We start from the raw sequence: 11923 nt of genomic DNA, 5'->3' as shown, positions 1-11923 counted from the left end.
GTGCTACTCGTCATAAATGATATCGGGGCTCGGCTTCCTGAACCCGTTGATGATCATGGTGTAGATCGTGGCCATCGAGTCCAGTTCGAAGCTGTTGAAGAGATTTCGCTGCTGTTCCCAGAGGGATCTTCTGCTCCCTGCCCTTTCCAGGGCGGCCTGAAACAGGGGCGAACAAAGCTGCTGGGCCTGGTCGACCAGGAAAGCCAGCATCATCAGCATCACGAAGTTTTCGCTCAAGTGCTCTTTGCCCAGACCGTAATTGTGCTCCAGATTGTATCCCTGATTTTTCAGGGTGTTGAAGGTTTCGTTCTCGATCTTCCAGCGACTGCGGCCCCCCCGCATCAGGATATAGGCGTTCTCCTCGGTAATGGGTAAGTCGGTCACCCAGGAGAAGCGTTGGGTCTTTCCGGTCTTGGCATTGTGCTCCTCGTAAACCAGGAAGTTCACTTTCAGATCCGGGTTGGCTTGGTTGAGGGGCGTGTCGTTGAGGAAGCAGTAGGAGTGCATTATCTGCGGATTCTTCGGGTCGATTTGAGCGAATGTCGTGGCCGTTTTCTTTTTGATCGCGTCCGTCAGGTTCTCGAACAGGAGCGGGTGATCCCCCGGCTTCGCTCCCAGAATGAAACGCATGTTGTGTTGCTGCAGATCCCGTATGTGCGGCCCGTTTGAGCTTAGGCCGTCCTCGACGACGATCACCGGCAGTCTCGGGAAATCCTCGCGGAAGTTGGGCAGGAACCTCTTGGAGGCGTTTCTTTCGCAGTCGTTCTTGGTCGCACCGTCTTGGGGAATGATCATCTCCGGCGCCAAGGGGATGACCACCCGGCTGTCGGGATGGACCAGGGCGGCACCAAGCACCTGCTGATAATAAAGCTTCTTGCCGTTGCTTTTGTTCTTGACCAGACAGGAGGCCGAACTGAGGTTTTCGGAGCCGAAGGAGCCGGTTCCATCCAGGCTGAGCAGGTAGTACCCCTCGTAGTAGGCCAGTTGCTGGAGCGCCTTTCCCCGCTGCAGCGTCGCGACGATGGTTTTGAAACCCGGCCGCAACCCTGCCGGATCAACCGGATCGATCACGGTTCGCAGCTGAGTATCGCAAGCGACCTTGCCGATACCGTAAATCCGCTGAAGATTGGCGGCATCTCGGCAGCGGCGTTCGTCGAAAGCCAGTAGCGAGGGGTCCTTCAGGTCGAACATCGCATACCCGGACATCAAGACGTCCGCCAGAGAAATCTTGGCTCCGTCTCGTTGGTCCGGGATGTGCTCGAGACAGCATCGAAGCACGCCCAGTTGAGCGTCCTTGCTGAGGTAAGTCTTGACAGTCTTCATGGTTGGAGCTTTTACCTTGGGTGGCTAGATACGTTTCGGGGGCATGGGCGATCTCCTCAGTAGTTTATAAATGCTAATGAGGAAAAACGCCGCCGCCTTCCAGGCCGCTTGTCAAGCGAAAAAGCACTGCGGCAGATTATTATTTATCTATATTATCAATAGGTTACCTCTCCTCGAGTGGCCGTCGCGGCCTACGTGGGCAAGCACTCCGAAGCACTGCCAAATTGGCCTTGAAATGCTCCAATATGAGAGAATCATTACGAAGCGACTTCCGAAAACATACATTTTTTCAGGGTGTTACTGCGCCAGCGGGAATTGCTGGCGTTGGGGTATCTCCAATAAATCCATTTGACCTTCAATGGGAATGGCCAATTAATGGAGTGAGTACTACTCAACTTATTTTTACCGCAACCAGTATTAACGATCAAGCCCGTTTTACAATGCGAAGTGCCAATGGCACTGCCGCATCCCCCACTGCTCTCCCAGCGGGGGCAGCGATAGGTAATATCAATTTCCGTGGTCACGATGGTACTAATTTTAGCCCATCAGGCAACGCTGCAATAACGGCGATTACTGAAGAGGCTTTTACGCCAACGGCGCATGGGACTCAACTCGTCTTTTCAACCACTCCCAAAGGGACGTCTTCGGCGCCGATACGTATGAAAATCCAAGGTGACGGCAACGTTGGCATTAACTCGGGGGGCAATTTAGTTAACCAAAAATTGGAAGTCTATGGCGGTGTAAGGATTAATAGCACAGGGACTGCTCCAGCGTGTGACGCGAATTCACGCGGAACTATATGGTTTGAATTAGTTGGGACAGCAGACGTAATGAAAGTCTGTGTACAAACAGCCGCTTCGACCTATTCTTGGAAAACCGCAACATTGGGTCCGTAATTAAGACTTTTATTTCATTATTGCATACGACTTTGCGCACTCTGAGCAAATTCCCCCGTCGTGCAGTCATTTATATTCAATGGGAGCTTACATGAGAATATATATATTTATGACAGTGTTTTTCTGCAGTCTGTTGTTGAATTCACATCACGTTACCGCAGCTGATAGACTTGTTGTAAAAAACTCAACCAAGACAAGCAACGCTTTTACTGCCACTGATTCAGGGCTTATAGGGGTCAATGTTGTGCCCAGATATGCAGTTGATGTGGCGAACAATGACGGGGCGCTGAATTCTCAAATGCATTTCTCAGCCAATGACAGTGATACCGGTGGTTACATTACTTCGGCAGGTGAAAACAATTTCTTCCTGTCATCGGGAGCTGCTTATGATGCGAACCATGGATGGGTACAAAAATCTTCGGATGGCAAAGCAGTAATTGTCGGTTCTGGTGGCGCGGGATATCGCATCTTTCTAAGCAAAGGGAATACGCAAGGCCAACCCATTCCTAACCTTAAACCGACTCTAAAAATTGACTATGACGGCAACATGGAGCTGGTTGGGAGTCTCAAAATAGCTCCGTCCACGGCACAACCAGCATGTGTTGATACTCTACGTGGTACGTTCTGGTTTATTAATGGGGCAACCGACACCTTGCAGGTTTGTATGAAGACAAGCCGTGGACTAGCCTGGACAACAATTGCACAATAAATATAGGAGGGGATTATGCACCATATCGTAATTGCTCTGTTTGTAATGTTATTTGCATCACCAGCAATAGCCGGAAGTGACAAGTTTTCAGTAAAAGACGCAAGTAAAAACAAAGTTTTCACCGTCCAGGACGATGGAACATTTATTGCTCCTGGATTGAAATACGACCCCATAACAAAGCGTCTTGGCGTGGGAACACAAGCTCCTGTTTCTGCGCTTCATCTTGTCGAAGAATTGGGAAATCCTGACCGTGGGCTAACCATAAACCAATATGGCGATGGGGGGCCGGCTGGAGTAGTCAATATTAAGAGAAGTCGGAATCTGTCAATGACTTTGAGACACTTACCTGTCGAATTTAGTGTAGCGAATTTTAGCTAGTGGCCGGTTTTGGCGGGTTGATCCACGCCGCTTCCGGTAACGGTTTATGTAATGGTATTTTCCTGACGAAGCGTTCAGGATGGGCTGCATAAGCAGCAGTCAACACGGTTTGCCTTGATCGGATGACTTCCTCAGCTCTGCCGTAATGTACTACTTCAGGTGTAAGTAGGCTGATGCCGGAATGCTTGTGTTCCTGGTTATACCAGGGGAAAAAGGTTTGGCAGAACGATCTTGCGTCTTCTATACTGCCGAATCTTTCCGGGAAATCAGGCTGATATTTCAGCGTTTTAAATTGGGCTTCCGAATATGGGTTGTCGTCGCTCGTATAGGGCCTTGAGTGCGTTTTAGTGATCCCCAGATCAGCAAACAGAAAAGCTACCGGCTTGGATTTCATGGAAGAGCCGCGATCGGCGTGGATCGTTAACTGCCCTTTCTGGATGACTTGTTTCTCACACGTTTCTTTGAACAGCCGTTTGGCCAGTTCCGACGACTCGCAGGTTGCAACCATCCAGCCGACCACATAGCGGCTGAAGATATCGAGAATCACATAGAGGTAAAAATAGGACCATTTAGCAGGCCCCATCAATTTGGTAATATCCCACGACCAGACTTGATTTGGGGCCGTTGCCAGAAGCTCAGGCTTTTTGTAGTCGGGATGCCGCAACTGATTTCTCCGCTCTTTGACTTCGGCGTTTTCTTCGAGAATTCGATACATCGTGCGGATCGAGCAGTGATAGGCCCCTTCGTCCAAAAGCGTTGCATACACCTCATGGGGTGCCTTGTCCTGAAAGCGCTCGGAATGCAGAATATCGAGTACTGCCTGCCTTTCCTCTGATGGCAAGGTCCGTGGCGGCACAGGGCGCTTTTGGGGTACACGCGGCGCTGTCTTGCTGATTGCGCGCCTGCGATACAGCCCGGCACGGGAAACACCAAGAGCTTTACAGGCAGGATCGGTGCCCACATCAGGGGCAAGTATTTCGACAGCTTCCATCAGTCGCTCTCGCTCTCTGGCGGCGTATCCAAGGTGATCCCCAGGATCTGCGAGACTTTTTTTTGGACATCGATGATCAACTCGGCCTGTTTGAGGCGTTTGGCAAGGCGGGTAATCTCCTTGCGCAGTCGCTCGTTCTCGACGGCCATGGGATCGGGCTTTAGCGCTTTACGGCCCCTCTGCTTGGGCGTAAGCGCCGCAAGGCTTCCTTCATCCCGCTGGCGGCGCCAGGTGTTGAGGTTGGAAGCATAAAGCCCCTCTCGACGTAATAGCGCTGCCAGGCTACCGGGCTTGGTGCAAGAGTCGACTTGGTTTAGGATGTCAAGTTTGTACTTAGCCGTGAAACGCCTGCGTACAGGCTTTTCCGCTACCTCCGGGTCAGGCGGTGAGGTAGTCAATTCCTGCTGTTGCCGAGTTAAATCTTCGGGGGCCATCCCGGTAATTGCACTCGCCTTACGGGCTCCTGCAATTACCGGGATGCGCTTCACATTACTGATGGTCATATCCTTTCTTTCCTCCCCACCCTCTACAGTAATTTAAGGGGAGGTAAGTGTCTCACTTATATTGGCACAGAGGGAGTCGCGGTTCATCATCCGCGCCAACTGCTGTGTTACAGGGCGATAATGTCGCTGCCTTCCACGGACTCGCTTATGATGGGGCACAATATCTTGCCTCAGCAAGCATAATACTCGGCATAGATAGTCAAGCAGGCCCTGTTGCCTTAAACTATGCCCCCTCCAATATTCGTTTTTCTACCGGAGTAGATAAATATAAACCGGAAAGAATGCGTATAAACTACAATGGCATTGTGGGTATAGGCACCACGGCCCCGGCCCTCTCAGGAACCGGAAAACTGCATATGGCAGGAGATACCATTCGTATTGATACCCCAAGAACTCCAGCCAGTGGAAGTAACTGTTATCAAGGTGAAATTGCGTGGGATAGTGGTTTTGTTTATGTCTGCACTGCGGCGAACCATTGGAAACGGTCGGCTTTGGCCGATTATTGATGGCAACTATAAATAATGAATCGGGTAGGAGGCGGGGTCGCCCCCGCCGTCCTCCCACACCACCGTGCGTACGGTTCCGTACACGGCGATTCCTGTCAGCATGTTCCGTTATTGACTTCCATCCCTGATGTCCTATAAGCACCCAACCCTGCCTCACGGATTCCGTCCGCTACTTACGGGTTTATCAGGCCCTCTTGCGAGGCTTCTGCTCAAGACAATCAGAATATCCATCAAGGACGCTCTGACAGGTTCAGCCCTTCATCAACTGGTAAGGCCGACTAATATGGCGTCTGCTGACTTCTGGCATCCCATCCCGACACCTCTCGATGTCGGTAGCACAAGGCAGGTTGCCAGATCTCCCAGGGTAATTCGCGTGACCTTCATCCCATACACCCGCCGCATCTACTTCCACACCTTCCGGATGGTAATCGGGTTTTGAGTCTCTTAGCCCTCTCGCCCAGATGTGGCTGCCTCATATGCGATTCCTGTTCGTCGGGCCGGGACTTTGCTTACAGCTTCCTTCAGATTCCGGGTCGCCCCGGACACCCTTGCTGTTCGGCTAACGGTTCCCACCATCAGGGTCCGTAGAGGACTTGCACCTCCAAGTCACCAATCAGGCACCACACCTGATTGGATGGCGCTTACGCGCCACGCGCCATGCCTGGCGCACTAACTAAAAAAGGGTTAGCCTTTCAGCTAACCCTTTTCCATCACTCTATTTCTTTTCTTCACCTTTTTCCTTCTGCTTGGCGGGCGGTTCCTTCTACCTTATTTCCCACACCTTTTCGGGACCGCCCTTACACCCACCTCTTTTTGAACGCAAAAAACCCGCTTGCGCGGGTCTTTCGAACATTCAAACAGCTAAATTCATCCCACCTAAGCCGGCGAAGCCGGAACCAAACAGGAAAAACCAAAAGACATTTTCACACGGATAAAATCTGATTTTGACGGATTATCACGGATAAGACTAAATAAAAAATCTTGCTAAAAAAATCCGTGTAAATCCGTACAATCCGTTAAATCCGTGTGCTATTGCAGTTCGGTTTTGCTCACATATTGTAACGACTCACGTCGTAAGGCAGGTCCGCCTATACGACCGGGCATCCTCGTGAATGGAGTGTTGTTTGCACCATGAGGCGAAAGAGATCTTCCATGCCCGCCTGAACAGCAGGTGATTCAATGATGCCGAGGGCCCTGGCAATGGCTTCGAATGTCGCCAGGCCCTGCGGGTGGGCCTCTCTTCGGATTCCCCACCGGGTCAGAGGTCCTTCCGGAAGCCGGACCATTTCCGCGTGCTCAAGTCCTGGAAGCCTCCGTCCCATTCTGGAGGCCTGACGCCAGTTGCCGTCAGGAACCACGAGGGTGACGGGCCGGTTGTCCTGCTCCAGTAAACTCCTGCTCAGTACCGGAACGTCATCTCCCGGGTAGAGGAGAAGCGTTCTCCGGTCGGGAATGTCGAGATCGCTGAAATCTAGCGGCCGGTCCCGATGACCGTGAATGCGCAATTCGCTGTTGGGCAGAGCTTCAAGGGCAAGTGGACCGGTCGCAGTGGTCTTTATGTGCTCGCGATGGTGCATCACGAGGACGAGACGGGTATCGAGGGCATACCGGGGAATCGATCGGCAAATGCACAGGGGAACGTGCATTCGGCACCGCGGGCAACGTTCGCTTCGTTTTGATCTGGAACCCATAACAGTGGAACTCTTTACCTTTGAAAAATATCGAAGTATGCGTGCAATTCGGGACAGGGGCGGAATTTAATCGATGTGCTTATATAAGTCAAGGAGGAATTAAGTATCAAGTCTCGAGTTTTTCCAGTTCCCCGAGGAGCAGCTCGTTGTCCGGCACCCCCTTCTGGATGAAACGGACGATTCCGGCCTTGTCGATGATGAAGGTGACGCGGCCGGGAGCGTACTGCCTCTGCACCGCCCCTTTCTCGTCGGAGATGAGGGGAAAGGTGATGCCGTGCCTGGCGCTGAATTCATCGTGGGTGGCGGGGCTGTCGGGACTTACGCCCAGGACCTGGACGTTGAGGCCTTCGAAGCGGGAGAGGTCCCGCTGAAAGGCCCGCATCTCATCCGTTCAGGTCGGGGTGAAGTCGACGAAATAGAAGGCAAGCAGCACGTTCCGCTTCCCCAGGTAATCGGCCAGCCGCACCACTCCGCTGGTCGAGGGGGCCTCGAAGGGGGGAGCCTTTTCCCCCGGCTCCAGAGAGCGGGCGCCGATGCTGCTGACAGCCGACAGAGCCGAACTGAAGATTCCCTTGATGACGGATTTCCGCATGAAGCACCTCCAGGAATTTAATCACGCTGCGTTTCAAGGGTAAAGGTTATCACCGGCTGAGGCAAATACAAATGCAGCCGGGGCTGCTCTTTCTCTTCCACATCTTGATAACTTCTTGACGTCTTTCCATGGCATCTTGAGCCCCCCTTTATCACTTTCGCGCTACAGTGACAATCATGGAACGGTCCGTTTGCAGCGCCGGGAACTCCGCACACGGCCCGCTCCTGTCTGCAAGCGTATTGCGTGGTAAACTTGGTAAAGAACGATATCAACCGGAGACCAAATTATGAACCCGTATGAATGGCTGGAAACGATTCTCTTTTTCGTCGTCCTGCTGGCGCTGATAAAGCCCTTTGGCACTTACATGGCCAAAGTCTTCCAGGGAGAGCGGACCCTCCTGTCGCCCGTCTTTGTCCCCTGCGAGAATCTCCTCTATCGGATCTGCGGGGTGGACAAGGACGATGAGATGGGGTGGAAGCGCTATGCCTGTGCCATGCTCCTCTTTAACCTGGTGTTCGCCGTGAGCCTCTTTGCGATGCTGCTCCTCCAGGGAATTTTGCCCCTCAATCCGCAGAAATTACCGGCATTTTCCTGGCCACTGGCGCTCAATACAGCCATCAGCTTCACGACCAACACCAACTGGCAGAATTACGGCGGTGAAGCGGCCGCCAGCTACTTCACCCAGATGTTCGGCTTCGCGGTGCACAACTTTACCTCCGCCGCCACCGGCATCGTCATAGCGATTGCCGCAATCCGCGGTCTGGTGCGGCGCAAGAGCTCCGCCCTCGGAAATTTCTGGGTGGATACGACCAGGTGCACCCTCTACATCCTCCTGCCGCTTTCGCTCATTGCCGCAATATTCCTGGTCTCCCAGGGGGTGATCCAGAACTTCTCCCCATATAAAACGGTGCCGCTCGTGCAGGCAACCAGCTTTGAGAAACCGCGGCTGGACGCCAAGGGGACCCCCATCAAGGATGCCAAGGGAAATCCGGTGACCGAGAGCGTGACGGTCAAGGAAGTCACCATTCCCATGGGGCCGGTCGCCTCCCAGGAGGCGATCAAGGAGCTCGGCACCAACGGCGGCGGCTTCTTCAACGCCAACTCGGCCCACCCCTTCGAAAACCCGACGCCCCTCTCCAACATCTTCGAGGTCTTCCTGATCCTCCTCATCTCCGGCGGGCTCACCTATACCTTCGGCCGCATGGCCGGGAATACCCGTCAGGGATGGGCGCTCCTGGCGGTGATGCTGGCCATCCTCATCCTGGCGATAGGCGTTTTCTACCGGGCGGAGAGTAGCGGCAACCCGCTGGTGGCGAAGCTCGGCGTGCACGGCATCAACATGGAAGGGAAGGAGACCCGCTTCGGCCTGGCAGGGAGCGCCCTCTTCGCCACTGCCACCACCGGCACCTCCTGCGGCGCGGTCAACACCATGCACGATTCCCTCACCCCGATCGGCGGCATGGTGCCGCTCTCCCTGATCCTCCTCTCCGAGGTGATTTTCGGCGGAGTCGGCACGGGGCTTTACACCATGCTCGCCTTCGTGGTGATCGCAGTTTTCGTCGCCGGGCTGATGATCGGCCGCACCCCCGAATACCTCGGCAAGAAGATCGAGGTGCGGGAGATGTGGATGTCGATCACTACCGTCCTCGCCTCCGGCATCCTGGTCCTCATCTTCTCGGGGATTGCCATGATCCTGCCGGCCGGGGTCTCCTCCATGAATAACTCCGGCGCCCACGGCCTCTCCGAGGTGCTCTACGCCTTTGCCTCCATGTCCAACAACAACGGCAGCGCCTTCGCCGGGCTGAACGGCAACACCCTCTTCTACAATCTGACCGGCGCGGTGGCCATGTTACTGGGCCGCTTTGTCCCGGCGGTGGCGGTGCTCGCCATGGCCGGCGGCCTGGCGGAGAAAAAATACGTACCACCCAGCCTCGGCACCCTTCCCACCGATCAGGCGCCTTTTGCCCTCTGGCTGACGCTGGTCATCCTGATCGTCGGCGCGCTCACCTTTTTCCCGGCCCTGGCCATGGGGCCGATCGCCGAACAATTGATTATGATGCGGTAGGGGCGGGGTTTCCCCGCCCTCGGGGTTTACCCGCCCTCGGGGTTTACCCGCCCTCGGGGTTTACCCGCCCTCGGGGTTTCCCCGCCCTCGGGGTTTCCCCGCCCTTGACAATCTGCGATGAAAGGCGGGCGGGGCAACCCCGCCCCTACGGAACAATGAAACGACGGAGAACAAAATAATGACGAAACATGCCCCGCAACCCATATCCATCTTTGATCCGCGGATCATGCGACCCGCCCTGCTCGATTCATTCAAGAAGCTCGACCCGCGCACCCTATGGCGCAATCCGGTCATGTTCGCCGTGGAAATCAGCAGCAGCATCACCCTGATCACGTTCATCATGTCGCTCACGGGAAAAAGCCATGAGCCTGCCTGGTTCACCGGTCTAGTGTCACTGTGGCTCTGGCTGACCGTCCTCTTCGCCACCTTTGCCGAGGCGCTGGCGGAAGGGCGCGGCAAGGCACGCGCCGCCAGCTTGCGGAAAACCCGCACCGAGGTCAAGGCCAAGCGTCTGAAAAGGGCCGAGTTCGGAAGCCCATACGAGATCGTCGGCGCGAACGAGCTCCGCAAGGACGACTGTATCCTTGTGGAAACCCACGACATGATCGCCGGTGACGGCGACGTCGTTGCCGGAGCGGCGCTGGTCAACGAAGCGGCGGTGACCGGAGAATCGGCGCCGGTGGTGCGCGAGTCGGGAGGCGACCGGAGTGCCGTCACCGGCGGCACCGAGGTGCTCGCCAGCTCCATTATCGTCAGGATAACCGCCAATCCCGGCGAGACCTTCCTCGACCGGATGATCTCCCTCATCGAGGGGGCCAAGCGGCGCAAGACACCCAACGAGATCGCCCTGGAGGTCCTCCTCATTGCCCTCACCTTCGTCTTCCTCCTGGTGGTGGCGAACATGAGCCCCCTCTCCATTTACAGCGTGAAGGCCGCCGGCCAGGGGACGCCCGTCTCTCTCACAGTCCTCGTCGCCCTCTTCGTCTGCCTGGCGCCGACCACCATCGCCGCGCTCCTCCCCGCCATCGGCATCGCAGGGATGGACCGGCTCTTCCAGAAGAACGTCATCGCCCTGTCGGGCAGGGCCATCGAAGCGGCCGGAGACGTGAACGTGCTCCTCCTCGACAAAACCGGCACCATCACCCTGGGGAACCGGGAAGCGGTGGCTTTCGTCCCGGTAGGGGGGCATACCGAACAGGAACTGGCCGAGGCAGTTCTCACAGCTTCGCTGTCCGATGAAACCCCGGAAGGACGCAGCATCGTAACGCTGGCGAAACAGAAATACAGCCAGAAGCTTGAGGTCCTCCCTGCTGATGCCGAAAACATAGCATTCAGCCCTGACACCCGTCTCTCCGGCGTGAACCTGGGAGGCAAGCAGTATCGTAAAGGTGCAGCAGACTCCGTCGTCGCCTTTGTCGGGAATCTTGGGGGGAACATCCCCAAGGATCTGGCAGGCAAGGTGGACGAGATCGCCCGCGCCGGGTCCACACCTCTGGTTGTCAGCTGCGACACAGAGGTTCTGGGGGTCGTAAACCTCAAAGACATCCTGAAAGGGGGGATCCAGGAGCGGTTCCAGCAGCTGCGGAGCATGGGGATCAAGACGGTGATGATCACCGGCGACAACCCATTGACCGCCGCAGCCATTGCCGCCGAGGCACAGGTGGACGACTTCCTGGCCCAGGCGAAGCCGGAGGACAAGCTGCGGCTCATAAGAGAGAACCAGGAGGCCGGCTACATGGTGGCCATGACCGGCGACGGCACGAACGACGCCCCGGCCCTGGCGCAAGCGGACGTGGCGGTGGCGATGAACACCGGCACCCAGTCGGCTAAAGAGGCCGCAAACATCATCGACCTGGACTCTAACCCGACCAAGCTCCTCGACATCGTGGAGATCGGCAAGCAGATCCTCATGACCCGCGGGAACCTGACCACCTTCAGCATCTCCAACGACATCGCCAAGTACTTCGCCATCATCCCGGCGGCGATCATCTCCATCTACCCGCAGCTGAATGCGCTCAACGTCATGCGGCTGGCCAGCCCTTACAGCGCCATTCTGTCTGCTGTCATCTTCAACGCCGTGATCATTCCGCTCCTCATCCCGCTGGCGCTCAAAGGGACCAAGTACCGCCCCATGCCGGCGCAAAAGCTCCTGATCTACAACCTCCTCATCTACGGGGTCGGGGGGATCATCGCGCCGTTCGTGGGGATCAAGGGTATAGACCTGGCAATAGGGCTGTTTGTGTAACGGTATGTTCGTAGGGGCGCATGG

10 protein-coding genes are annotated in these 11923 nt (G+C 55.6%); 6 read left to right on the top strand and 4 right to left on the bottom strand.

From position 1 onward, the window contains the following. Window positions 1-3: 3 nt before the first annotated feature. Window positions 4-1323 (bottom strand): hypothetical protein, encoded by a 1320-nt coding sequence (locus GURA_RS06305; RefSeq protein WP_011938158.1) that lies wholly within the window; start codon window positions 1321-1323, stop codon window positions 4-6. Window positions 1324-1568: 245 nt separating this feature from the next. Between GURA_RS06305 and GURA_RS24155 the strand changes: the two genes are divergently transcribed. The 3 genes from GURA_RS24155 to GURA_RS06295 all read left to right on the top strand — a co-directional run bounded on the left by GURA_RS24155 (window position 1569) and on the right by GURA_RS06295 (window position 3306). Continuing rightward, window positions 1569-2219 carry a hypothetical protein gene (locus GURA_RS24155; protein ID WP_157046140.1) on the top strand — a complete coding sequence of 217 codons (651 nt, stop codon included), beginning with the start codon at window positions 1569-1571 and terminating at the stop codon, window positions 2217-2219. A 91-nt stretch (window positions 2220-2310) separates the two neighbouring features. Then, the gene (locus tag GURA_RS06300; RefSeq protein WP_041245306.1) at window positions 2311-2928 is read left to right on the top strand and encodes a hypothetical protein; all 618 of its coding nucleotides are present in this window, start codon (window positions 2311-2313) and stop codon (window positions 2926-2928) included. 15 nt (window positions 2929-2943) lie between these two features. Then, complete coding sequence (locus tag GURA_RS06295; protein WP_041245305.1) at window positions 2944-3306, top strand: hypothetical protein; 363 nt, start codon at window positions 2944-2946, stop codon at window positions 3304-3306. Here the strand turns inward: GURA_RS06295 and GURA_RS06290 are convergent. Continuing rightward, window positions 3299-4731 (bottom strand): IS3-like element ISGur10 family transposase gene (locus tag GURA_RS06290; RefSeq protein ID WP_085949366.1). Its coding sequence is split into 2 segments (ribosomal slippage): window positions 3299-4353 and window positions 4353-4731, totalling 1434 coding nucleotides; the frame shifts between segments, so codons are not numbered across the junction. The two genes, GURA_RS06295 and GURA_RS06290, sit on opposite strands and share 8 nt — an antisense overlap. A 116-nt stretch (window positions 4732-4847) precedes the next feature. Here GURA_RS06290 and GURA_RS24145 point away from each other — a divergent pair. After that, entirely contained in the window at window positions 4848-5306 is a 459-nt protein-coding gene (locus tag GURA_RS24145; protein ID WP_157046139.1) for a hypothetical protein, read from the top strand. Window positions 5307-6394: 1088 nt separating this feature from the next. On the opposite strand, the gene GURA_RS06280 is transcribed toward GURA_RS24145, so the two are convergent. Further along, window positions 6395-6997 (bottom strand): tRNA-uridine aminocarboxypropyltransferase, encoded by a 603-nt coding sequence (locus GURA_RS06280; RefSeq protein WP_041245304.1) that lies wholly within the window; start codon window positions 6995-6997, stop codon window positions 6395-6397. Between the two features lie 106 nt (window positions 6998-7103). After that, window positions 7104-7589: a peroxiredoxin family protein gene (locus GURA_RS06275; protein WP_011938154.1), complete on the bottom strand. Its 486-nt coding sequence runs from the start codon at window positions 7587-7589 to the stop codon at window positions 7104-7106. A gap of 286 nt (window positions 7590-7875) precedes the next feature. Here GURA_RS06275 and kdpA point away from each other — a divergent pair, with 286 nt between their 5' ends. Together kdpA and kdpB are read left to right on the top strand one after the other, a co-directional pair. Further along, entirely contained in the window at window positions 7876-9654 is a 1779-nt protein-coding gene (gene kdpA, locus GURA_RS06270; protein WP_011938153.1) for a potassium-transporting ATPase subunit KdpA, read from the top strand. Between the two features lie 178 nt (window positions 9655-9832). Then, complete coding sequence (gene kdpB / locus GURA_RS06265) at window positions 9833-11899, top strand: potassium-transporting ATPase subunit KdpB (RefSeq protein ID WP_011938152.1); 2067 nt, start codon at window positions 9833-9835, stop codon at window positions 11897-11899. The last annotated feature ends 24 nt before the right edge of the window (window positions 11900-11923 follow it).

Source organism: Geotalea uraniireducens Rf4, assembly GCF_000016745.1.
Classification (GTDB): Bacteria; Desulfobacterota; Desulfuromonadia; order Geobacterales; family Geobacteraceae; genus Geotalea; species Geotalea uraniireducens.
Note: the sequence above shows the minus strand (reverse complement) of the source record. Positions and strands in the feature narration are given on the sequence as shown.